Annotated in this window: 18 protein-coding genes; 15 read left to right on the top strand and 3 right to left on the bottom strand. The window is 61.0% G+C overall.

Annotation, left to right across the window (positions count from 1 at the left end; translation table 11 throughout):
• Window positions 1-12 precede the first annotated feature (12 nt).
• Window positions 13-1374, bottom strand: coding sequence for an MFS transporter (locus SC318_RS17645; RefSeq protein ID WP_320431255.1), 1362 nt, complete (start codon window positions 1372-1374; stop codon window positions 13-15).
• A 336-nt stretch (window positions 1375-1710) separates the two neighbouring features.
• Between SC318_RS17645 and SC318_RS17640 the strand changes: the two genes are divergently transcribed.
• The 11 genes from SC318_RS17640 (at window position 1711) to SC318_RS17590 (ending at window position 18293) form a co-directional block, all read left to right on the top strand.
• Window positions 1711-2421 (top strand): FadR/GntR family transcriptional regulator, encoded by a 711-nt coding sequence (locus tag SC318_RS17640; protein ID WP_320427836.1) that lies wholly within the window; start codon window positions 1711-1713, stop codon window positions 2419-2421.
• Window positions 2422-2437: 16 nt separating this feature from the next.
• A complete protein-coding gene (locus SC318_RS17635; RefSeq protein WP_320427835.1) occupies window positions 2438-3133 on the top strand; it encodes a tRNA (adenine(22)-N(1))-methyltransferase in 696 nt (231 codons plus the stop codon).
• Between the two features lie 250 nt (window positions 3134-3383).
• Entirely contained in the window at window positions 3384-5441 is a 2058-nt protein-coding gene (locus SC318_RS17630; RefSeq protein WP_320427834.1) for a methyl-accepting chemotaxis protein, read from the top strand.
• 90 nt (window positions 5442-5531) lie between these two features.
• A complete protein-coding gene (locus SC318_RS17625; RefSeq protein WP_320427833.1) occupies window positions 5532-11255 on the top strand; it encodes a dermonecrotic toxin domain-containing protein in 5724 nt (1907 codons plus the stop codon).
• A 139-nt stretch (window positions 11256-11394) separates the two neighbouring features.
• Complete coding sequence (locus tag SC318_RS17620) at window positions 11395-12021, top strand: glutathione S-transferase family protein (protein ID WP_320427832.1); 627 nt, start codon at window positions 11395-11397, stop codon at window positions 12019-12021.
• An 83-nt stretch (window positions 12022-12104) separates the two neighbouring features.
• Window positions 12105-13829 (top strand): OPT family oligopeptide transporter, encoded by a 1725-nt coding sequence (locus SC318_RS17615; RefSeq protein WP_320427831.1) that lies wholly within the window; start codon window positions 12105-12107, stop codon window positions 13827-13829.
• Between the two features lie 134 nt (window positions 13830-13963).
• Entirely contained in the window at window positions 13964-15370 is a 1407-nt protein-coding gene (locus SC318_RS17610) for an amino acid permease (protein WP_320427830.1), read from the top strand.
• 236 nt (window positions 15371-15606) lie between these two features.
• Window positions 15607-17061 (top strand): MFS transporter, encoded by a 1455-nt coding sequence (locus SC318_RS17605; RefSeq protein ID WP_320427829.1) that lies wholly within the window; start codon window positions 15607-15609, stop codon window positions 17059-17061.
• A gap of 156 nt (window positions 17062-17217) precedes the next feature.
• A complete protein-coding gene (locus tag SC318_RS17600; RefSeq protein WP_320427828.1) occupies window positions 17218-17343 on the top strand; it encodes a hypothetical protein in 126 nt (41 codons plus the stop codon).
• A 14-nt stretch (window positions 17344-17357) separates the two neighbouring features.
• Window positions 17358-17906 carry a hypothetical protein gene (locus SC318_RS17595; RefSeq protein ID WP_320427827.1) on the top strand — a complete coding sequence of 183 codons (549 nt, stop codon included), beginning with the start codon at window positions 17358-17360 and terminating at the stop codon, window positions 17904-17906.
• A 156-nt stretch (window positions 17907-18062) separates the two neighbouring features.
• Window positions 18063-18293: a hypothetical protein gene (locus SC318_RS17590; RefSeq protein WP_320427826.1), complete on the top strand. Its 231-nt coding sequence runs from the start codon at window positions 18063-18065 to the stop codon at window positions 18291-18293.
• A gap of 47 nt (window positions 18294-18340) precedes the next feature.
• On the opposite strand, the gene SC318_RS17585 is transcribed toward SC318_RS17590, so the two are convergent.
• Window positions 18341-19285 carry an EamA family transporter gene (locus SC318_RS17585; RefSeq protein WP_320427825.1) on the bottom strand — a complete coding sequence of 315 codons (945 nt, stop codon included), beginning with the start codon at window positions 19283-19285 and terminating at the stop codon, window positions 18341-18343.
• Between the two features lie 267 nt (window positions 19286-19552).
• Window positions 19553-20506: a GlxA family transcriptional regulator gene (locus tag SC318_RS17580; RefSeq protein ID WP_320427824.1), complete on the bottom strand. Its 954-nt coding sequence runs from the start codon at window positions 20504-20506 to the stop codon at window positions 19553-19555.
• A 365-nt stretch (window positions 20507-20871) separates the two neighbouring features.
• Between SC318_RS17580 and SC318_RS17575 the strand changes: the two genes are divergently transcribed.
• From SC318_RS17575 to SC318_RS17560, 4 genes are read left to right on the top strand one after another with little or no spacing between them, the layout of a single operon-like run.
• Entirely contained in the window at window positions 20872-21735 is an 864-nt protein-coding gene (locus SC318_RS17575; RefSeq protein ID WP_320427823.1) for an alpha/beta fold hydrolase, read from the top strand.
• Window positions 21732-22451 (top strand): hypothetical protein, encoded by a 720-nt coding sequence (locus tag SC318_RS17570; RefSeq protein WP_320427822.1) that lies wholly within the window; start codon window positions 21732-21734, stop codon window positions 22449-22451. The genes SC318_RS17575 and SC318_RS17570 overlap by 4 nt, the downstream gene beginning before the upstream one ends.
• Window positions 22452-22461: 10 nt before the next feature.
• On the top strand, window positions 22462-23505 hold the full coding sequence (locus SC318_RS17565; RefSeq protein ID WP_320427821.1) for an alcohol dehydrogenase catalytic domain-containing protein: 1044 nt from the start codon (window positions 22462-22464) through the stop codon (window positions 23503-23505).
• Window positions 23506-23530: 25 nt separating this feature from the next.
• On the top strand, window positions 23531-24538 hold the full coding sequence (locus SC318_RS17560; protein ID WP_320427820.1) for a zinc-binding alcohol dehydrogenase family protein: 1008 nt from the start codon (window positions 23531-23533) through the stop codon (window positions 24536-24538).
• The last annotated feature ends 3 nt before the right edge of the window (window positions 24539-24541 follow it).

Below are 24541 nucleotides of genomic sequence, written 5' to 3'. Positions count from 1 at the left end.
GTCCTGATCAATTTAAAGAGGTTTGCTGATGGCGGCGCCGGTGGAGGCAACGCTGGGCGACATCAACCCGGCAGACGGCGAAGTCTTGGCAAAAAACACCAGGATCGCCGCCAGCACCGAGGTACCGGCCAGGCCGTAGAGCCCGCCCTGGATCGAACCGGTGGTCTGCTCCAGGAAGCCGAACGTGGTCGGTGCGACAAAGCCGCCGAGGTTGCCGATGGAGTTGATCAGCGCGATCACGGCAGCGGCGATGCGCACATCCAGATAGCCCTGGGGGATTGGCCAGAACAGCGAAGAGGCGGACTTGAAACCGATGGCGGCAAAGCAGATCGCCACAAAGGCGAAGACCGGCCCGCCCGTGGTCGACATGAACATCCCGGCTGCGGCGATCAACAGTGCGGCGGCAACCCAGGCCTGCTGGAACTTGAACTTGCCCGACAGCGAGGCGAAGGCGTACATGGCGATGATCGAGATCAGCCACGGAATCGAGTTGAAGAACCCGACCTGCACATCGCTCAGGTTCCCCATTTTCTTGATGATGCTCGGCAGCCAGAACGTCGCTGCGTAGATCGTCAGCTGGATGCAGAAATACAAGGCGCAGAACAGCAGGATCTGCCGGTCCTTGAGCAGCTTGCCGAGGGTTGGCTTGACCGTGGTCAGGGCTTCGCGATCACGCTGTTCCTGATCGATAGCCTCCACCAGCGCGTCCTGTTCCTCGCGGCTGAGCCACTTGGCGTCATGGGGCTTGGAGTCCAGCCAGAACCATACGAAGAAGCCCAGCGCCACCGACGCCAGGCCTTCGATGGCGAACATCCATTGCCAGCCGTGAAAGCCGAAACCTTCGATCTGCAACAGCGCACCCGACAGCGGGCCGGAGATCAGTGATGCAACCGCCGAGCCGCTGAGGAAGATCGCAATGGCTTTGCCGCGTTCCACCCCGGGCAGCCAGCGCGTGAAGTAGTAGATCACGCCCGGAAAGAAGCCCGCTTCAGCCACGCCGAGCAGGAAGCGCAGGATATAAAAGTGGGTTTCGTTCTGGATGAACGCCATGAGCGTGGCGACAATGCCCCAGGTGAACATGATGCGGGTCAGCCAGATGCGTGCGCCGACTTTTTGCAGCAGCATATTGGACGGCACTTCGAAGATGGCGTAGCCAATGAAGAACAGCCCGGCGCCGAAGCCATAGGCCGCCGCGCCGATACCCAGGTCATGCTCCATGTGCGTGCGCACGAAGCCGATGTTGACCCGGTCGATGTAGTTGAGGATGAACATGATCACGAACAGTGGGAGCACATGGCCCTTCACTTTGCTCACGGCGCGGGTGAGCACCGAATCAGTTTCTGGTGCGGCAGGTGCATGGCTTGAAGTGTTCACCATTCAAAACTCCCCCTGATTTGTTTTTATGCGGGTTGGTGTGTCTTGTTGCCAGACATCATACAAGTGATATTTTGAAAACTGCAATGCAGCGCCGCGTGTATTTGTTCTTCTAAGCGCGTGCGTCAGCCGATATTTTGGTTATTTACCAGCGTTTACAGCGGTTCAAGGAGGTCTTCAAGGTAGTGCTGGTTCGAAAAAAGCTGGAAAGGCGAAATCGGTGTGGTTAGGCTCAAGGTTGGTTGTCATACAAGTTGATGCCGTTATGAATCAACTCGGCACCACCCATAAGCAGGGTGTTAAGCTCCCCCCAGCCCAACCCCGCGGACCCTAGCAATGCCCATTGAAAACGCACCCGCCGTGCGCAAACGCTCCACCAACCTGGCCCAGGGCGTGGTCGACGCACTGACCCAGCGCATCCTGCTCGGGCAGCTCAAGCCCGGCGAAAAATTGCCGTCCGAATCCACCATCGTGCTCGAGCATGGGGTGAGCCGTACGGTGGTGCGCGAAGCCATCTCCAAGCTGCAAGCTTCCGGGCTGGTGGAGACGCGCCACGGCATTGGCACCTTCGTGCTGGCGCAACATCCTCAGCAAGGCCTGCGCCTGCACGTGGACACGGTCGCCAGCGTGCGCAACATGCTCGAACTGCGCCTGGGCCTGGAGGTGCAAGCGGTGGCGCTGGCCGCGTTGCGCCGTAACGATGTGCAACTTGCCCACATGCGTCAGGCGCTGGACGATTACCAGGCTTCGCTCGCCAACAACGACAGCTGTGTGGAAGACGACAAGCGCTTTCACCAACTGATCGCCGAGGCCACCGGCAATACGTTTTTCAGCGAAATCATGCAGCACTTGGGCACTGCGATGATCCCGCGCACCCTCGTCGTGGGCGCCGAACGCGGCGGGGCGGATTTTGCCAAGCTGGGGCAACTGGCGAACCTGGAGCATGAAGCGATCTTCAACGCGATCAAACGCCAGGACCCGGACGCGGCGCGAGCGGCGATGGTGCTGCACCTGACCAACAGCCGGGACCGGTTTTCCGGAGAATGAAAAAAAGGAACCCCCGTTGAACGAACACACCTTGTCCATGCGCCTGGAACGCGTGGCGGCCCTGGTACCGGCTGGCGCGCGCCTGGCCGATATCGGCTCGGATCATGCTTACCTGCCCGTGGCGCTGATGCGCCGTGGCGTGATTGCCCTGGCGGTGGCGGGGGAGGTCGCGGCCACGCCGTTTCATGCGGCGCAGCGTACCGTGCGCGACAACGGCCTGGAGCAGCGCATTCAGGTACGCCGGGCCAATGGCCTGGCCGCCATCGAACCGGGCGACGCCATCACCGCCATCAGCCTGTGCGGCATGGGCGGCGAGACGATTCGCGACATTCTCGACAGCGGCAAGGCGCAATTGAACGGCCAGGAACGCTTGATCCTGCAGCCCAATGGCGGCGAGCAACCGCTGCGCCAATGGTTGATGAATAACGGCTACCGAATCCTGCATGAAGAGCTGCTGCACGAGAACCGCTTCTACTACGAAATCATTGTCGCCGAGCGTACCGGGCCGGTGACCTATACCGAGGAACAACTCTACTTCGGGCCGCTGCACCTGCAAATGCGCAGCCCGGTGTTCGTGGCGAAGTGGCAACGCCTGCTGCGCAAGAAGCACAAGACCCTGGCCAGTTTCCAGAAAGCCAGGCAGTCGGTGCCGGAAGAAAAGCTGCGAGAGATTGCCCGGCACATCCAATGGATCAATCACGCGCTGGCCTGAAAACCGATATGTCCTGCATCCGCCTCCCAGGCGTGGTGTCCCCGGCGGTTACAGGACGTGCCCGACACTGAGTGCTTTTGCCCCATTTTTGCGCACTTCTGGCCAGTTTCGGGGCGCGGTAGCGCGTGTCGCCGCGCTTGCAGCGCACGGCCCATATCTTGCTAGAGCCAGACTAATCAATGACATGGCATTTTGCCGTTAGTCATTTCCAGGCTGTGAAGTATGGGTTCGTTCAGGGGAGCTGCAGGGCATGCAAAGACTTTTATCACCGGGTATCCGCCTGCTTGGACGGTTCGGTTTCGCGCGCAAGTTCCAGGTGCTGTTCTGCCTGTTCATGCTGCCGCTGGCTGGGAGCCTGTGGATGATTGGCCAGGATTACCACGACAAACTCGCGGTCATTTCCAGCGAACAGTCCGGCGTGTACCAACTGCTGGCGCTGGACCCGCTCGATGCGCAACTGGGCGCCCAACGCAACCTGGCCGCCCGCTGGAAAGCCGTGGACATCCTGCACACCCCAACCCCTGCCGCCCAGGCCGCGATGGACAAGGTGGATGCGGGCAGCCCACTGATTCAACAAGGCCTGCAAAACCTGGGCGACACGCTCAAAACCCATAACGCCAGCGCCGACACCCTGGCGCGCTTCGACACGTTGCAGGCCGCGGTCAAGGGCATGGACACCCAGGCCCTGCGCACCGTCGGCTGGTGGCCGGATGGCTACGACCGCTTCACCGCCGCCCTGACCGCGATGCAATCGTTGCGGGAGCAGATCACCCTGGACGCCGGCCTGATCCTCGACCCATGGCTGGAAACCTACCTGCTGATGCAGATTTCCACCCAGCACACACCGGACCTGATCGAGCGTATCGGGCGCACGGCCAGCGTCGGCCAATCCTCGATTGCCTCGGGCCAGTTCACCCTGCAAAGCCGCTTGCAGATGCGCGATCTGCGCGGCCGCATCGGTGATGCGCGGGACCAGTTGGTCAAGGCAGCCGGTGCGCTCAAAGCCAGGCAATATCCCGGCCTGGAACCCTGGATGGTGCAATACGAAACCAGTCTGCAACGCCTGGACAGCGAGCTGAAGGCCTTGGACGACGGCGTATTCGGCGGCACCATCAAGCTCGACGCCGCGGCCTTCGACCAGAGCGTCGATGCGATGCTCGCCGCACTGGGCGCATTGCGCAGCCAGTCGCTGCATTCGCTCGACGCACGCCTGAGTTACTACCGTGAACGATCGTTGCAACACTTCGTCCCGGTGGCGGCGACGTTCAGCCTGCTGGCGCTGGCCGCGCTGTACCTGTTCATCTGCCTGCAAGCGTCGATCCGCCGCAGCGCCAGTGGCATCACCACGCTTGCCGAGTCATTGCGCGACGGCAACCTGCGCGTCGAAGTGGCGGTGGAGGGGCGCGACGAGCTGGCCGCCATCAGCACGGCGCTCAACGTTGCCGTGGTGCAATTGCGCGCCAGCCTGCTCGGGGTCAATCACGAAACCCAGCAACTGAGCGCCACCGTGCTCACCCTCAACGCACAGTCGGGCAGCACCCTCACCGAAGTTGAAGACCAGCAGCACCAGATCAGCCAGATCGCCGCCGCTGCCACCCAATTGGCCGCCACGTCGATGGGCGTCGCCAAAAGCTGCGAACAGGCCTCGGGCAGCGCGCAGCACACACGGCGTATCGCCGAGGACAGCAGCCGCGACAGCCAGCGCACCACGGCGAGCATCCAGCAACTCAACCAGCGCCTGACCGACACCGCCAATGCCCTGGAACAGGTCAGCCAGCAGGGCCAGCAGATTCAATCGGTGGTCGACACCATTCGTGGCATCGCCGAACAAACCAATCTGCTGGCGCTCAATGCCGCCATCGAGGCCGCCCGTGCTGGCGAACAGGGTCGGGGTTTTGCCGTGGTGGCCGATGAAGTGCGCAGCCTGTCGCAACGCACTCAGGCCTCTACCGCGCAAATCGCCAGCACGGTAGACAGCCTGCGCGCGACGGTCAGCCAGGCCGTCACGCTGATGGGCGCATCCTGCGACCAGGCGTTGACCGACGCCGAGTCCGTCACCGGCCTGGGCACACGCCTGGGCGAGATCGCCGGCGCGGTGCAAAACGTCACCGACACCCTGGCGCACATTGCGGCGGCGGTGGAGGAGCAAGCCGCGACCGCCGATGAGGTCAGCGGCAATATCCAGCAAGTGGACCAGGCGGCAGGGCGCTTGCTGGAAGGCGCGCGGGCGGTCAACCAGGCGGCTGATACCTTGAGTAAAGGCAGCAAGGCGCTGAGTGACAATACGGCGCGGTTTCGCTTGGGCTGAGGCCGAGCCACCCCGTGAATATCTACCGCTGCCACGCACGGGCCGCGCTTCATGCTGAGGGTTCATCCCATCAGCATGAGGACAGTGCCCATGAGCGCGTCAAATAATCCCGTACCCCGGCCGTCGTTTCAGGAACTGCGCACGCATGTGCTTGAAATCGATCCTGACCTGCGCAGCCAAACTCGACTTCCCGTAAAACTGCCCGCAGAGCTGCTGGCGCTGGAAAAACTCAACACCACCCTGATCGCCGCCAATGAACAGCTCCTGAGCCAGTCGCGCAGCCTGTTCCAGGCGTTGACTGACGCAGACCTCACCCACGAGACCGGCAAGGCGCTGCTTGTCAGGCTCAGAGCCAACCTCAATAACGACCTGCAAAAACTCGACGAAAGCAGCACGGTCGAGGGGCTGGGCCGCCGCAGCTATTTCGCCCAGACAGCCGGCCTTGGCGCAGTGGAGCAGCAGACTGCCCTGGATGTGCGTGATTACCTGATGTCGCCCGCCGAACAGCGCATGATCGAAGACTGTGGCCGAGGCCCGTCCTTGCGGCCGGGCATGTATTCGCTCAACTTCAGTTATCAGGACGCAACCGTGGAGTTTGCCGGTGCCTTCGTCCTCACCCGAAAATCCAGCCCGGTGGTGGATAACCTGACGTCAGGGCAGGACCTTGGCCAGGTGCTGTTGTTCACGCCGAACCGAGGCCTGGAACCCTTCGACTCTCTGGCGGAGCTCGACCGAAGTCTCAAGGCGTTTATGCACATGCCGGCGGGTCGCGAGGAGATCTGCCGCCACTTGCCGAGGGCTTACCAGGCGCTGGACGCAGCGGGTATCTGGCCCCTGCAATTGCAACCGATTGAAGGCGAGCCACTCTTTGAGCATACCTACGATGCGATGCTCGATAAGCGTCGCCAGGACATCGACCTGGCCTTGAGCCTGGCCGACAACCCGGCGCACGATGCCGCGTTACTGATGTCCGCGCTGGAGGAGGCCGTAAAAGCCGCGCTTCCGGACCTGTCCTTGCGCCTGGCGTTCCGGCAGCAACGGCTGCTGGAACGCAGCGTCTATGTCAGCCTGCCGGACTGGTATCGCAGCGCAGACGCGGCGGCCCAGGAAAACCTGGGTCGGTGCATGCGCGCTTACAATCAGGCCCGCAACGCCTTTGTCGACCTACTCGGCCCTGGTGCTTCACCCCAGGCGCTGGCGCGTTTTCAGTTGACCGAGTACCTGGACGAAGTGCTGGAGATGCATGACCTGGACCCCCAGCAGTTGCTCCTTACCACCCAGCGTAAAGTCGCCAACGTCGGCACCTACGAGCAGCAGCGCAGCCTGGTGCAGTTGTGTTATTCGGGTCTGCATACCCATGACGAACTGCCCGACTCGGACTTTCTGACCAACACCACCCTCACGTATGCGGAGGCTGCACTGCAAGGCGAGCAGGCCGATCTGGATGCGCAGAGCCTGCTCGACATGCTCCGCGAGCCTGAGCTGAAACCGCGTCTGGACTTTGCCGCGCTGCAAAAGGACATGCACGTCAGACCTGAAGTCAGGCAGGCAGCCCGTGACCTGTTCGATCAACGCCTGGTGTTGCTGGCCTATATCGCGAAGTTGCGCGGCGACTTGAGCCAGGCCGATTACCAGTTGTTCGAAAACCTGCGAGCCGGCACGAACCCACAGCTGTGCGCGCAGACCGTGCTGCTGCATGGCGCGCAACTCAAAGACCTGTGGCTGCTGCGCCAGGAAGATGGCAATGGTCAAACCCGACGTCTGCTGTTATGTGCTCCCGGTTCGCCTCGTGAGCAGCAGTTCATCGCCTTCGCCACTGAGCGCGACTGCCAGGCGCATATCATCGCCTGGGCCGATGACAAGACCCGGTACGACGGCCGGACCATGAGCGACTACCTGCTGGAGCAGTGCCCCCTGCGTTTTCGCCCGAAGATGGGCACCTTCCTCGCCGGGCTGGGTTTCAGGCCAGACACGAAGGAGCATGAGGAGGTGACGTTCGGGCCTGTGTGCACCCATACCATTTGCCTGGACGCCATGGTCGTTCATTCGCAAAACGCGGCAACGGATGACTACGAACACAGCACCCCACTGTGGTATCGCTCTGCCTCCGCCGCCGACAGGACCCGGTTGACCAGCCTGGCCGAGGACGCCGCAGGTGCCTTGCGCACCTATAACGCCAGGCCTGATTCCGAAGCCAACTTCATCACCTTCAACGATTATCTGCACAAACAAGCCAAACTCAGTCTCAACGCACTGCTGGGCCGTCGCCAGAACGACGTGGACCCGGACACCGTGTATGTTTCAGCCCCTTGGCCGCTGCTGGGCAGAGTGTCGCGTCCACTGTCTTACACCCGGTTGTACAGGGACGGCTACGAGGATAACGTCGGGTTCATCGACCCGAAGTTTTCCACCTCGGCCACCTTCAGCGGGCCGGACGGCGTCGACCTGAGCCGCCTGACCCCGCAGAATGTTGCTCGCTCGGTCACCGGCATATGGATTGGCCAGCGCTACACCGACCAAGTGCGCGCTCAGCTGCAAAGCGCGACCAGCCCCGGCTATACCGAACGGCGCAACGCCACGCTGGCGATTAACCAACTGCAGATGAAATATGCGGCGCTGGACTGCTGCCTGCGCGGCCACATCGCCCGCATCGACCTGGCCTGGCTGGAACGCGCTATCGACAGTCTTGGTGATACCACGGCGGCGGCGCGCAATGACTATAAGATTCATCGACTGGTGATTGACGGCGAATGGGTCATGGGCGTTTACCTGTTCAGTCATTCCGATTACCCGGTTCTGCTGTACACCCCTAACGCCCCGGACGGTATCGAGGTGCGTGAGGCGAAGCTGTTCAATTATTGGCTGAAAAAAGTCGATGGCGTGTCGGGTTATCTGCATGACCGCGTGGCGGTCAACGGCCAGGTTCGCGTCGCGAGCTTCCTGGAAACCGCGCGCAAAGGGCTGCCGGAGACGATAGACCCCACGACGCCAAGTCCTGCGCGCCATGACCCGATAGAGCGCGCCGAACCCCTGATCGACCTGCGTCATGAGTTCTACAACATGGTGTTGCAGCGCAAAATGGATGACGTGGCTGCCACCACGGTTAACCGCACTCAAATGATCATGGGCATTCTCTGGACCTGCGTGGAACTGGTCACGGCCGTCGCCACCATCCCCTTTCCGATATTGAGCCTGAGCCTGGGCGGCCTGCTGGCGTTCAAGGATGCGATGCTCGCCATCAGCGCGTTTGAGCAGGGCGACAAGGACGCCGCCCTGCAACACTTGATCGGCTACCTGGGCAACTTGGGGGGCGCCGCGCTGTTCGACTTCCGCCCAGCCTTTAAAGGCCCGTTCAATGCCATATCCATCAGGCCGGCCATCAAGGCGCAAAAGCAGGCCACGCTGCTCAAACAGCTTGACCCACGGATTCCCGCCGATATGAAACCTGTGCTCTTCGGCGCCAAGAGTTTCTGGATAAAAAACACGCCGGATGCCCTGGGGCGTTATTTGATGTACAGCTTTGATGCTGGCACCGGGCAAATGCGTTCGACCTCACGTCTGGTCAACCAGAATGCCAAAGGCCACTGGGTACGTTCTGGCGTTGTGGGAGGGGGGCGCAAGAAGTATCAGCTACTCCCGCAGGAGGTTGAGCAGTCGCTGGCCCCCTACGAAATTTCACCTGCGCAAGGCGCAGAGTTCAGAGCCGTACTGGACCCTGAAATTGTGCAGAGACTTCGCAACAATCCGGACGACGTCCTTGCGGGGCCCACCTTTGAAGGGGCCTATATCGACTCGAAGCCGCTGCGCGACAGCTATTCCATTCAGGTGAAACAGCTGACCCAGGATGCCGAGGCGTTCTACACGTCACCGCCAGCGCGCCCGAGTCGCGAAGGCTTGCCGGTACTGGCGCAGGACTCCAGCCCCGCCACCGTGCTAGCCACCCTGTTCCCGCTCAAAAAAGGCCTGATTATCGGGGCCGCCAACACTGGCGTCGCCAGCAAGCAATTACTGATCGAAAATATGCAAGCATTGGCCAAGCAAGGGCTCAAGCGTGTGTACATCGAAAACCTGCCGGCCGATGTGTTTCGCAGCAAACTCAAAGTGATCAACGGGGAAGCCAAAGGCAATGTCGCGCACGCCTTGAGACGCGTCAAAGACCACCTGACGCGGGTCGACAGTGCCCTGGGTTGGGGCAAGGACACCCCGTTTACCTACCGCAAACTGATGCTGGAAGCGCGTAAGCACAAGGTCGCCATCGACGGCGTGGATGCGTCGAGCTCCTATCATATGGAGCACGTCCTGGAGCTCAATAGCGGAGAACGGTTTATCCCGCGCAGCGGCAAACTCAGAAACTTCTACTCCCACAAAGCGCTTGCGACACGTGATTCCGACGAAGGCTGGATCGCCCTGGTTGATCACAGTCGCATAGGCAGTGCTGAAGAGCTGCCAGGCCTGGCCGATCTGCAGAATGTGATTGCCGTGCGTGTGGATGACGTTGCGCCGGGCCAGGCCGTTGGTGTCCAGTTCGATACCTCTTCCGGCGCGCTGTCGCGTGGCGACTACAGGCTGACAATGGCCCCGCCCGCACAAACGCTGCCCACGGTCGGCCCTTCAAGACCGGTACAGGTAACGGGTGCGGTGTCGCATTACGATGCGTTCGATCTGCCTGCAGTTCATAAAAGCAATCTGGAAGAAATGCTGAAGTTGGACAAGGGCCTGGATTCCAGCTACGGCCCATCACCCGGAAGCTGGAACGAAAAGACGTTCGAGGCATTTGTGCGTACCCGTGAGCGCTTGGAAGAAACCGCCAAACAGGCTTTTGTCGCGTACACCCCACCGGCGCGCGCCGACTTCACCGAGCTCGCCACGGCGGCCAATGAAGAGGCGTTCATTGAAAAACTCTACACACAGAAGTCGGGGCTGGTTATCGGCGAAGCCCATGTTCACCGCTCGAGCAAACAGTTCCTGATCAAACATATGAAGCGCCTGAAGGCAGAGGGCGTAAAGACGTTGTACATCGAACACCTGCTCACTGACCTGCATCAGGCAGAGCTGGAAGCCTTTTTCAGTACGAAGAAAATGCCGAAAAGCCTGAAGGGCTATCTGAGGTCGCAGGACGGGGGGCAAATGCCCGGTTACCGGGGAGATGCCACTTACACCAACGTGGTCAAGGCCGCGAACAAGTACGCAATACGGGTCAGGGCACTTGATTGCACTGCCAGTTATCACGTTAAGGGCATGGAGGGAACGGACTCTCGGGAAATCCTGTTCAGTTATTTTGCCAACGAGGTGATCAAGGCTGATCAGGCGGCGTTGGGGCCTCATAAATGGGTGGCTTTCGTGGGCACGGCCCACTCCGATATATTCCAGGGCATCCCGGGTATCGCTCAGTTGCAGGATGCAGTCAGCTTGACGGTTCGTGACGTCGCCCCCAGCAGCGCGCGCTCCCTGCATCCGGGTGGCTGGGAAATTCTTGATCCGGATATTAATCATCCTGTCACGATGGCCTTGCACAGTGATTTCAAGGTACAGGTCGGCATTGCCGGTACCGCTTCTCCTGAAACCAAGGCGCTGCCTGACCGTACACGGCTCAGGGCAGTCGGTAATTTCCATATCGAGCGGCCTTCAAGAGCCCAGGCGAACCTGGTCCACCATTCCAAAAGCGGAGAAATTATTACCACGCCTATTCAAGTTAATGACAAGGGGCTGTTTTTTATTGATCGTTGGCCGCAATTGAGCGGCAAAAGCTATCGAACGCTGGAAGAGTTGAGCTTTGCACTCGAAATGGAAGTGAGGTTGACCGCCGTCGTGTAACGGCACCAGCCATGTTGGTCCTGGCCCTCCAAGTGGTGGGGGGCCGGGTTTTGGCTGAACGGTGCCATCCGTTGAATGACACGTGAACGCCTCGGTGACGGTGTAGTCTCTCTTAACACGAACCTACAGCGGAGCGCCCATGATCACTGTTCACCATCTCAACAACTCGCGTTCCCAACGCATCCTCTGGCTGCTCGAAGAACTGGGCCTGCCCTACGAAATCAAGCGCTACCAGCGCGACCCGAAAACCAACCTCGCACCACCTGAGCTCAAGGCCATTCACCCCCTGGGTAAATCGCCGGTGATCGAGGACGGCTCCCGCGTACTGATCGAGTCGGCGGCCATCATCGACTACCTGATCCGCCGCCACGGCAACGGTCAACTGCAACCCGATCCGACCAGCGCCACCTACGACGAATACGTGCAATGGCTGCACTTCGCCGAGGGCTCGGCCATGCTGCCGCTGATGCTCAACCTCTACGTCGGGCGCCTGGGTGAAGCCGGCGCGCCGCTGCATCCACGCATTGAGTCGGAGCTGGCCAACTACCTCGGCTACCTGAATGACGTGCTCGGCAAAACCGCCTACCTGGCGGGTGATGAGCTGAGCGGTGCGGACATTCAGATGAGCTTCATCGGCGAGATTGCCAAGGCCCAGGGCAAGTTGCAGGCGTATCCGAACCTGGCGGCATGGGTGGACACGCTCCAGCAACGACCGGCTTATCGCCAGGCGGTGGAGCAGGGCGGCGAGTATGCGTTTGCAAAATAGACGGGCGTAAAGCGCGCTGAACCTTCACGCCAGGCAGCGTTCACTTATCAAGTGACGCTGTCTTCCGGTCGAAAGGAATCTGCATGCATCCGATCTCGTCAACCAATCCCGTAGAGCGCGAACTCAGCGGGCGAGCCGTCATCACCGGGGTGCTGCTCGGCATCCTGCTGACCCCCTCCAATGTGTACGCCGGCCTGAAGATCGGCTGGTCGTTCAACATGTCGATCATCGCCTTGCTGATCGGCTATGCGATCTGGCAGGGCCTTGCCAAGCGCTCGTCGGCTGCATTGCCGTGGACGCTGCACGAAAGCAATATCAACCAGACCGTCGCCTCGGCCGCCGCGTCGATCATTTCCGGCGGGCTGGTCGCGCCCATCCCGGCCTACACCTTGCTCACGGGTAACCAGCTGGAGGCGATCCCGATGATCGCCTGGGTGTTCTCGGTGAGCTTCCTGGGTATCTGGATCGCCTGGTATCTGCGGCCGTCATTGCTCAATGACAAGGCGCTGAAGTTTCCCGAAGGCATGGCCACGCTGGAGACCTTGCTGCATATCTATAACCACGGGCGCGAAGCCGCGACACGCTTGAAAGTGCTGCTCAGCGCCGCCGTGCTGTCAGGGCTGGTCAAGTGGGTGGACACCTTCCTGTGGGCCTTCCCACGCTGGTCGCCGAGCGCGCAGCTTGAAAGGCTGACGTTTACCGCCGACCCTTCGCTGTTGCTGCTGGGGTTTGGCGGCATCATCGGCATCCGCGTGGGCCTGACCCTGCTGCTCGGCGCCTTGCTGGCCTGGGGCGGGTTGGGGCCATGGCTATTGGCGCAGGGGCTGGTGAACATCCCGCCAGGCAGCAGCGGCCCGCAATTCGCCGCGCTGGTGGAGTGGCTGCTCTGGCCAGGGGTGAGCTTGATGGTGTGTTCCACCCTGGCCTCCTTGGCGATTCGATTGTGGGCGTTGCATCGCTCCACTCAGGCTGACGGTGGCACGCCATGGGCAGTTCCCAAACCCGGTCCAGCCGCAGGCTTCGTCCTGGCGATCGGGTTGGTGGTGAGCCTGCAGGCGCTGTTGTTCGGGATCAACCTGTGGATGGCGCTGTTGACCATTCCCCTGGCGATCTGCCTGGCCGCCGTGGCGGCGCGGGTGGTGGGGGCCACCGGCATTCCGCCGATTGGCGCGATTGGGCAACTGTCCCAGTTGAGTTTCGGCATCGCCGCGCCGGGGCAGGTGCCGATCAACCTGATGAGCGCCAACACGGCCGGCGGTTCGGCCGGGCAATGCACGGACCTGATGAACGACTTCAAGGTGGGCAAGGCGATTGGCGCCACGCCCCACAAGCAGGTGATCGCGCAGATCCTGGGGATTTTTGTCGGCAGCATCGTCGGTGTATTCGCCTACCTGGCGCTGATCCCCGACCCACAGACCATGCTGCTCACCGAAGAGTGGCCGGCGCCGGCCGTCGCCACTTGGAAAGCCGTGGCGCAAACCCTGACCCACGGGCTGGACTCACTGTCGCCGAGCATTCGCTGGGCCATCGGCATTGCAGGCCTGATCGGCGTCGTGCTGGGTGTGCTCGACAGCACATTACCCGCCCATCGCAGCCGCTACCTGCCCAGCGCGGCGGCCCTGGGTTTGGCGTTTGTATTGCCGGCCTCGGTGTCACTGACGATGGCACTGGGTGCAGTCATCACCTGGCTGGTCAGCTGTCGTTGGCCCAGTGTGACGGAGCGCTTTGCAATTACCGCAGCGGCGGGTTTGATTGCGGGGGAGAGCATTACCGGGGTTGGCGCGTCGCTGTGGCAGATGATCCATTAATGGCGTGAAAAGCCCGCGCGATGAGTGTGGGCAAATGTCGAGATCAGACACGATGATGGCGCGCTCAGGCTACTTTGGCCGTGTCCAGCGCACTTAAGGTGAAGGGCACTGGTCGCCCGAGAACAACAAAAACAATGAATAGCCTCAACTCCAACGATTCCAACGGTCAACTGGCGCAGGGTTTCAAGCCGCGTCACGTCACCATGTTGTCCATCGCAGGCATTATCGGCGCGGGGTTATTTGTCGGTTCCGGGCATGCCATCGCGGCAGCGGGGCCAGCGGTTCTACTGGCTTACCTGTGCTCCGGCCTGTTGGTGGTGCTGGTGATGCGTATGCTCGGCGAAATGGCCGTGGCGCGCCCGGACACCGGTTCGTTTTCCACCTATGCCGACCAGGCCATTGGACGCTGGGCAGGCTTCACCATCGGCTGGTTGTATTGGTGGTTCTGGGTGTTGGTGATTCCGATCGAGGCGCTGGCTGCCGGGCATGTGCTCAATCAGTGGTTTCCACAGCTCGATGCCTGGTTGTTCGCGTTGCTGTCGATCATTTTGCTGGTGATCACCAACCTGTTCAGCGTTGCCAAATATGGCGAGTTCGAGTTCTGGTTCGCGATGGCCAAGGTCATCGCCATCGTCGGGTTTATCGGCCTGGGTTTCAGCGTGCTGATGGGCTGGATTCCTGATCGCCAAGCCAGTGGCTTGAGCCGGTTGATGCAAGAGCACGGCGGCTTTGCCCCCAACGGGCTGTCGGCGGTGGTGGGGGCGTTCATCACCATCATGTTCAGTTTCATTGGTACCGAGGCGGTGACTATTGCCGCGGCTGAGTCGAGCAACCCGGCGCAGAACATCGCCAAGGCAACACGCTCGGTGATCTGGCGCATTGGTGTGTTTTACCTGTTGTCGATCTCGGTCGTCATTTCCGTGGTGCCGTGGAACGACCCGCTGCTGGCGTCCGTGGGCTCTTACCAGCGTGCGCTGGAGCTGATGAACATCCCCAACGCCAAGTTCATGGTCGACGTGGTGGTGCTGATCGCCGTCGCCAGTTGCATGAACTCTTCGATCTACATCTCTTCGCGCATGCTGTTCTCCCTGGGTAAACGCGGCGATGCGCCACGCGCCCTCAAACACACGTCAGCGGCGGGCGTGCCGAGGGCGGCGGTGATTGCCAGCACCATCATCGGAGCCGGGGTGACGCTGCTGAGTTACTTCATGCCTGCCGGGCTGTTCCAGTTTCTGCTCGCCAGTTCCGGTGCCATTGCGTTGCTGGTGTATCTGGTGATCGCCGTCTCGCAACTGCGCATGCGGCGCTTGCTGCTCAGGCAGAACGTCGAACTGACCTTGCGCATGTGGCTGTTTCCCTGGCTGACCTATCTGGTGATCGCGTTCATCTGCGCGGCGCTGGCAGTGATGATGGTGACGCCGGAGCACCGCACCGAGGTGTCCTCGACGATTGGCCTGGCGCTGGTGATTTCCTTTATTGGCCTGGTTACCTCGCGTCAGCAGGGGCATGCGGTCAAGGCGGTTGCGCTGGAGCAGTCCTGACAAGCCTCCCCAATCCCTGACGATCGTTCCCACGCTCCCGCGTGGGAATGCAGCCAGTGACGCTCCGCGTCACCCGTGCCCGGTAGCCAGAACGTGCAGCGGGACGCGGAGCGTCCCAAGAGGCATCCCCACGCAGAGCGTGGAGACGATCAAGGGCACCAGCGCGACGACTTTGAACTCCCCCGGCAAAGGCTGACTCATAACTGACGAGGCACTGCACAAGGACGGAGGTGACCATGACTCAACCACACGCAGATACCCAAGGGGCGCTGTTCGAGACTGACCTGCCCGCGCGCCTGGACCGCTTGCCCTGGGGCCGCTTCCACACCTTGCTGGTGTTCGCCCTGGGTATCACCTGGCTGCTCGACGGGCTGGAAGTGACCCTGGCCGGCTCGGTGTCCGGGGCGCTGAAAAGCAGCGCGGGCCTGAACCTGAGCAACTTCGACATTGGCCTCGCCGGTGGCGTCTATATCGCTGGCGCCGTGTTGGGTGCGCTGCTGTTCGGCTGGCTCACCGACCGTCTGGGGCGGCGCAAGCTGTTCTTCATTACCTTGTGGCTCTACGTGGGCGCCACCGCGGCCACGGCGTTTTCATTCAACCTGGAAACCTTTCTGCTGTTCCGCTTCCTCACCGGCATGGGCATCGGCGGCGAATATACGGCAATCAACTCGACCATCCAGGAATTCACCCCGGCGCGCTATCGCGGCTGGGTCGACCTGACCATCAACGGTACCTTCTGGCTGGGCGCCGCACTGGGTGCCGGTGGCGCCATCGTGTTGCTCGACCCGCACATCGTCGGCGGCGACCTGGGCTGGCGCCTGTGCTTCGGCATCGGTGCCGCGCTGGGCCTGATTATTCTGGTGATGCGCCTGTGGTTACCGGAAAGCCCGCGCTGGTTGCTGATCCACGGCCAGCAGGACGAAGCGCGGCGCATCGTCGAGGGCATCGAAGCGCGCCTGCGCGAACAAGGCCACGCACTGGCGCCGGTCAATGGCCCAGCCTTGCGTCTGCACGCGCGCGACCACACCCCGCTGGCGGAGATTTTCCATACTCTGTTTGTCAGCTTTCGCCGTCGCGCCCTGGTGGGCATGACGCTGCTCACCGCCCAGGCGTTTTTCTACAACGCGATCTTTTTCACCTATGCGCTGGTGCTCACCGACTTTTACGACGTGCCCGCCGAGCGCGTCGGCTGGTACGTGCTGCCGCTCGCCCTCGGCAACTTCTGCGGGCCGCTGCTGCTGGGGCGGTTGTTTGACGTGGTCGGCCGGCGCGTGATGATCAGCTCTACCTACGCGATCTCCGGCGTGCTGCTGGCGCTCAGTGGTTACGCGTTCCAGCAGGGCTGGTTCGACGTGACCCAGCAAGCCATCGCATGGATGGTGATTTTCTTCTTCGCCTCGGCAGCGGCGAGTTCGGCGTACCTGACCGTGGCGGAGACGTTTCCACTGGAAATACGCGCGCTGGCGATTGCAGTGTTCTATGCCTTCGGCACGGGGTTGGGCGGGATCATCGGGCCGACGCTGTTTGGGCAATTGATACAGACGCAACAGCGTGAAAGTCTGTTCGTGGGGTATTTGATCGGGGCAGCGCTGATGTGCGCCGCTGCGATAGTGCAGGCGATCTGGGGCGTGGCGGCGGAGCGCAAGGCGCTGGAACGGGTGGCGCGGCCGTTGTCGCAGGCAGCTGATTGAAAGTGGGTGCCCGCGCCACAGGTTGGCGCTGTGTGGGTATCGAGCCATCGCCACACGCGTAGCTTTGGACGCAACGACGTTCAAATGGGGGCGTCTAAAGATTGCCTCATCCGCGTCGATAACCTGTATGACCCCGCCAATCATGGATCGATTAAAATGGCACTTTCCGTCAGCGCTGCCCATCTCGCCCCGGCCACTGTCAGCCTGGCGCCTTCCGACCAGAAACGCCTGCCCCAGGCGATGCCGGACGTCGCCACCCCAGCGAAGCCGCCCAGACCCTGAGCGCGCCACTGGAGGTGGTCAACACCTGGGTCGGCCGATCCGATTCGCCGGATCTGCCTCGCTTCGTCGACCGCTTCAATGGCGCACACGGCGTGCTCAAAAGCGCGTTCAACGCATTCCAGGCCTCCCTGGCCAGCACCGCGCCCGACCTGGCTGGAACCGATTACGGGTTTACCGTGCAAGCTGATGGCCGCCTGAAAGTACTCGATAAGGCCGGCCAACTGAGCGATGCGAATGCCCAACGTCTCACCGACCTGCTCAACCGCGCCCCCGGCCTGCAAGCGGCCGCCGTGGCCTACCGCAACGCCGCCATCGACATGGTCGACGCCGGCTCGCCGTCGTCGGGCAGCCTCATGGGTTTGCGCAGCCTGACCAACGAGAATTTCGCCAGTACTATTGATCTGGCGCCCTTGCTCAGGCCCCATGCCCCGTCGAACCTCAAGGGCGCCCAGGACCGGCTGTTCATCACTCAGTTGGCCTACAAGGGCGAACGGGCGACTGAGGAGACGGAGAGGGCAATGTTTGAGCGGCGCGGGGGCGAGGTGATCAACGTGACGGTCTGAAGGCTACGGTAAGGGGGACGCAAGCGTTCAGGGGGGTAGGCCGTTGTTGAACTGGCCTACGACCAAAAGCAGCCCCTTTCTGCGCCAACCGGTTTACCATGCCAGCTCCCGGCAGTGGTTAAAAGCGCTACCGATTTCATTTCTGAAGGTATCGCCATGTCCATCGACCAAATCTCCCTGCCCAAAGGCGTCGGCCCCCACGCCGCCAAACTGCTCGACGCCATCACCGGCGCGTCCACCCATGAAGAACTCAACCGCGCCGGCGGCAAGGCCGAAGGTTTTGTGTTGGGCCTGGAATCCACCAAGGCCATCAAAAGCCAGATCGCCGAGTCGCTGTATGTGGCTTACGATGATGCGGCCAGTCATCGGGCCAGCGAGTTGAAGTAACGCCCGCTGCAGCGGGGTATCACTCGTGTCCTATACGAAACCAGGCATTACGCCACCTGCGCCTTGGCGGTCGGCCGAGGCGACGTGCGATAAGTCAGCAACACTATCCCCGTGACCACAATAACCCCGCCCGCCATCTGCCCGGCGCTGAGCATCTGGTCGAGCACGATCCAGCCCATCAACAAGGTTGCCAGCGGCTCGATGTTCATCACCGGAGCATTACGCGGCATGTCCAGGCGTGGCACTGAAATGAACAGCACGATAAAACCGGTGCCATACAGCACCACCAGCGTGGCCAGTGCCAGCCAGCCGGTGCTGGTTGCCGGCAGGTTCAAGCCATCGGCAAGCGCACCGGTCCAGCCCGCGATGTTGACGCTGCTGAATACGATGAAGATCGTCAGCAGGCTGCGCACAGAACCGCGTACCTGGGACAACTTGTGGTCGGTGATCCACAGCGCACAGGCGAATACGAACGCGGCGCAAAAGGCGAGGGTGACGCCGAGCAGCCATTGCGGGCCGAGGCTGGTGTGGGTGGCGAAGCGGCCGGGTACGTCCAGCACGAACACCAGGCCCACCAGAATCAGGCCCATCAGCATGGCCGTGCGCGCAGTGGGGCGCGGGCCGCCGAGCCCCCAGGTCAGCAGCGCCAGCAAAATCGGGAAGACGTTGGCGACCAGCAGGGCCAGCGCTACCGGAACGCGGGCGACGGCGGAATAGAGACAGAGGCTTTGGGTGGCGATCAGCAGGCCCAGAAGTACTTGCCAGCGCCATGCGCCTGGAGGGAGGCGCAGGCTTTGGCGTTGCCACAGGACCAAGATGGCCAGCACGAGCAGGGTGCCACCTGAGCGCATCAGGATGGCCAGCAGGACACCGGCGCCGTCGTCGAAGGCTACGCGTGCGGCGATGTGGTTGCCGGCGAAGGCACAGCCCATGCAGAGCAGGATGAGCACGGCAATATGGCGTGAGAAGGGTGCGACGGCAGGCGGAGTCATGGCGGGGCTCGGACAGTTGGCGCCATCCTCGAGGGATGGGGATTATTTTTAGGTTGTCGTACAACTTGGTGATGGGATTTGTAACGTGTTTGGTATGGAGGCGCAAGGTGATGTATGAATATCGTGTGAAACACCGGGCCTTAAGGCGCAGGCCTTCTAAAGCTGATCAAGCGACAATTCGCCGAGTTATCGTATGAGTTACCGAGACCTTGGCCGCCACCATGGCCTCGTGAAAAACCTTGTTGCTTGACCACCTTGATGCACTCGTCACTCGACAACCAATTCCCTTGCTTCCCTCCTCAACGACTGCGGGGCGACGCCTAGCTTGCGGATAAAGACTTCACGCAAATGGCGCCTGTCGCGGAAGCCTGTTTCCCTTGCGATCACTTCCAGCGAATGACTGCCTCGCTCCACCATGTTCCTCGCGGTCTCGATGCGAAGCTGTTCAATGGCTTTGGCCGGGGACTGCCCGGTTTCTGCATAGAAGATGCGGCTGAACTGTCGCTCACTCAGGTGCGCGACTTTGGCCAGGTTCTCGACGGTCAGTGCGCTGGAAAGATTCGAGCGCGCGTAATCAAGCGTGGCTTGTATGCGGTCCGACCTTGGCGCAATTTCGAGCATCTGTGAATGTTGCGACTGACCGCCTGAACGCCGGTGATACATGACCAGCACCCGCGCTACCTTGTTGGCAATGGCCTGGCCCAGATCGTTCTCGACGATACCCAGAGCCAGGTCCATTGCGGCGGAAAGCCCGGCTGATGTCCAGATCGACCCGTCGTTGACGAAAATATGATCCGGCTCTACCCGAGTATTTGGGAATTGGGCCTTGAGCAGCTTGGCATAGGCCCAATGAGTGGTGACTCGGCGGCCTTCAAGAAGTCCTGCCTGGGCCAGGACAAATGCGCCAGTGCACAGCCCCGCGGTGCGTCGCGCCCCACTGGCGGCGGCTTTGACGAACTTCAACTCATCATCCGGGGTTTTGCGAACGGAGGGATTGACGATGCCGGAGACCATCCAGGTATCAGCCAGCGCTTCAGAGCTGGCCCGCTGTGTTTTCACCGTAGCGCCGACCGACGACCTGACCTCGCCGCCGCGTATGGAGTAATTGGTGATCTGATAGATTTCTTCCTTGGCCACCACGTTGGCGAACTCGAACACAGACTGTGTTCCCAACGCCATCACCTGAAATCCATCCGTCAAGAAATAGCCGATCCGATGCATGTCTGTCTCCTCGCGTCATGTCCGAAAACACGACCATAAATGTCGTTTCAATTCCCGTCAACGCGATGCAATATTAATGACACTTCCAGCGCAAAAGAGCCGATGGTGGTTGATGTTTAATCAGGCATCAGGGCTGTGCATCCTTACAACTAATATTCCTATTGGATTGAAGTCTATTTAATCTTTTTAGCTGTTTGGCTGGCCTGTAAATAGAACGTTGTTTGCGCTTTTTATTATCTTTTTTAATTCGATCCAGTTTCGCCTCAGTGCAGTAGTTAAGTATCCCGATATGAATAATGGGTCGGACGCTTGCCGGCTCCGTTTAGGTCTAGGTTTCTAACGCAACACCTTCAGGAAGTGACGAGATGAATAAACAATTCCTTAGTTCCGAGGCCGCCACGCAGTTCATAGACATCAACGGCAGGCGCCTCGCCTATCGCACGTTTGGCAGCGGCACGCCTCTGGTTCTGTGCGTAAGATTCCGGGGCACCATGGAGTCCTGGGACCCGCTCTTCCTGAATAACCTGGTCGAGCAGGGGTTTCAGGTCACGATTTTTGATTACAGTGGCTTGGGGCAGTCAACCGGTGAACGGACTTACAGTCCTGCTTCGCTGGCCAAGGACGCCATTGAACTTATTACCGCTCTGAAGCTGGGAAAAGTCATTATCGGGGGTTGGTCACTTGGGGGCATTGCTGCGCAGATTGTGCTGGCACAAGCGCCGCAATTGATCAGCCGTGTCGTGCTGCTGGCAACTACGCCACCTGGCCATCTGGTCAAACCCGGTGAGGCGCTGTTTTATGAAATGGCCCGACGCGAGAACGACTTTGAAGATTTCGCCAAGCTGTTCTTCGAGCCCGAATCCGCGTCTTCACGAGCCAGTGCCGAACGCTCATGGCAGCGCTTGAACATTGCCAGGGACGATGCCAGCCCCGAGGTGCCTTATGCGTGGGCTGGAGAACAACTCGGCGATGGCCCGAAGAATCCGATGTTCCCGGTAGACGCGGTGCTGCAAGTGTTGAAGTCCACCCGCATTCCAGTGCTGCACTTGGGCGGGGACCACGACATCGTCTTTCCGGTTGAAAACTGGTACAGCCTCAGCGACCAGCTTCCAACGTTGCATCTGGTCACCTTCCCAAGCGCCGGTCATGGCCCGCACCTGCAGCACCCGAGTGCAGCCGCGCGGCACATCGCAGCGTTCGTCAGCACCAGCGTCGAGGAAGACCAATGAGCGATCTGATCGATCTGGCAATCGATGCCGCTGGCGGACTGGAGCGTTTCAAGGCGTTCCAGCGCGTTAGCGCAACCTTGGATCACAGCGGAGGCCTGTGGGCGCTCAAGCAGTGTGACGGTGTCCTCAGCCATTCGCGGGTCACGGTGCAGCTTCACCAGCAGCGAGTCTCCCATGGGCCATTCGCGCCAGGCAGCGATTATTCGGTGTACACACCGTCGCGTGTCGAGATTCGACACGAGGATGGCAGCCTGGCTGAAGCGCTCGAAGCACCGCGTGCCTCCTTCGCCGGATTCGAGATGGAGACACCCTGGTCTCGCCCTCAACTGGCTTACTTCGCCGGCTACACCATGTGGACCTATCTGACATCGCCATTCCTGCTGCGGCATGCGGGTGTTCGCGCCGAAGAGATCGAACCCTGGTACGTCGACGGCTTGCCCTGGCGCCGACTGCGTGTCGAGTTCGCTCCCCAGATCGCCAGCCACAGTGCGGTGCAGACGTTCTATTTCGACAGCGATGGTTTGCTGCGCCGCCATGACTATGAAGTCGACATTCAAGGCCGCAATGCTGCTGCTCGTTACCTCAGTGATTACATCGAAGTACAAGGCATTCGCATGCCGACGCGCTTTCGCATCTATCCGCGCACAGCCGATAACCTCGCCCTTGCCGAGCCCCTCATCGTTGGCGTGGATCTTTCCGACTTCCGATTCGAATAACAGGTGACTCATGACAATTCGTACAACTTACCGCGCCGTAGTGGCGACCGCCCCGGGGCAACTGGAACTGGTCGAGCGTCAGGTTCCCGCGCCGCAGCCTGGGCAGGTGCGCATCCGGGTCGAGGCTTGTGGTGTCTGCCATTCCGACAGTGCAACGGTAGAAAATCTGACGGGAGCCATCAGTTATCCCCGCGTGCCCGGTCATGAAGTCGTCGGGCGAATCGAGGCGATAGGTTCCGGTGTGGATGGCTGGATGATCGGACAGCGTGTCGGGGTCGGCTTTCTTGGCGGCGAAGACGGCAGTTGTCCGTCCTGCCGCCAGGGCGATGGGGTGAACTGCCACAATCCGGTGATCATCGGCATGAACGTTGACGGCGGTTATGCCGAAATCATGCTGGCCGAGGCGCGCGGTCTGGTGCAAATACCTGAAGAGCTGGATGCTGCCGAGGCCGCACCGTTACTCTGCGCAGGGCTCACCACCTTCAATGCGCTGCGCAATTCAAGTGCTCGAGCCGGCGACGTGGTGGCCATTCATGGGCTCGGCGGTCTGGGGCATCTGGGCGTGCAATTCGCTCGTAAAATGGGGTTCTACACCGTTGCCATCGCACGCGGCGCCGACAAGGCCGAGCAGGCGCTTGCCTTGGGGGCTCATCGGTACATCGACGCTACCGAAGAACATGTTGCTGACGTGCTGCGCTCCCTGGGAGGCGCCAAAGTGGTACTGGGCACCGCCCCCACCGGGCAAGGGATGGCGCAGACCGTTCCCGGCCTGACGCCTCGCGGCCAATTGATTGTGGTTGCGGTGCCCGGTGATCCGATCACCCTGAATGCAACCGACCTGATCTTCGGCGCTCGCTCTGTGGTGGGCGCCCTGACCGGCAGTGTGCATGACAACGAACAAACACTGGCATTCGCCAACCTGCAGAACATCCGCCCATTGATCGAAACCTTCACCCTGGATCAGGCCCAGCAGGCCTACGACCGGATGATGCGAGCCGATGTGCGTTTGCGTGCGGTTTTAGTCATGTCCCCGCAACCAGCCCAACGTGCCTGATTCTGGCCACCTAAGGAGACCCACCATGAAAGCGGTAGCTTACGATCAGGCGGGATTGTCCATCGACGATCCGGCGTCTCTCTACGATATCGAACTGCCCGTGCCTCAGCCGGGAGCGCATGACTTGCTGGTAAAGATCCAGGCCATTTCGGTGAACCCCGTGGACAGCAAGTTGCGCCTGAGCATGGCGACCAACGCGCCGCGTGTACTGGGCTGGGACGCCGTCGGCAAGGTGGAGGCGGTGGGCACTGACGTCAGCCTGTTCAAGGTCGGTGACGAGGTCTGGTATGCCGGCGACATTACGCGCGCAGGCAGTTATGCCGAGTATGGTCTGGTCGATGAGCGCATTGCCGGCCATCGTCCTTCAACCGTTCCCGCGGCGCACGCGGCAGCATTGCCCCTGACCAGCATCACCGCCTGGGAGTTGCTGTTCGATCGTCTGAAGATCGAGCAAGGTGCTGGCGAGGGGCAAAGCCTGTTGGTGGTCGGTGCTGGCGGTGGAGTGGGCTCGATTCTTGTTCAACTGGCGCGCCAACTCACAGCGCTGACCGTTATCGGTACCGCCTCGCGCCAGCAAACCAGGGAGTGGATCAGCGAACTGGGCGCGCATGTTGTCATTGATCACCGCGAGCCGCTTCAGCCTCAACTCCAGGCACTAGGCCTGAGTGAGGTCGATCACGTGATCAGCCTGACCCATACCGATACCTACTACGAGCAACTCATCGGTTTGCTCAAGCCCGAAGGCAATCTCGCGCTGATCGACGACCCCGCGTCGTTGGATGCGATGCCTCTCAAGCGCAAGTCGATCTCGCTTCATCTGGAGTTCATGTTCACGCGCTCGATGTTCCGGACCCAAGCAATGCTCAAGCAGCACCAGTTGCTCAATCGAGTGGCCGAACTGATCGACAGCGGGATGTTGAAAACGACGCTGGGCGAAAACTTCGGAACCATCAATGCCGAAAACCTGCGACGCGCCCATGGCCTGATCGAAAGCGGCAAATCCAAGGGCAAGATCGTCCTGGAAGGCTTCTGACCC

It is taken from the genome of Pseudomonas sp. MUP55, from assembly GCF_034043515.1.
Classification (GTDB): domain Bacteria; phylum Pseudomonadota; class Gammaproteobacteria; order Pseudomonadales; family Pseudomonadaceae; genus Aquipseudomonas.
The sequence above is the reverse complement of the archived record's forward strand: the minus strand, read 5'-3'. Positions and strand labels throughout refer to the sequence as shown.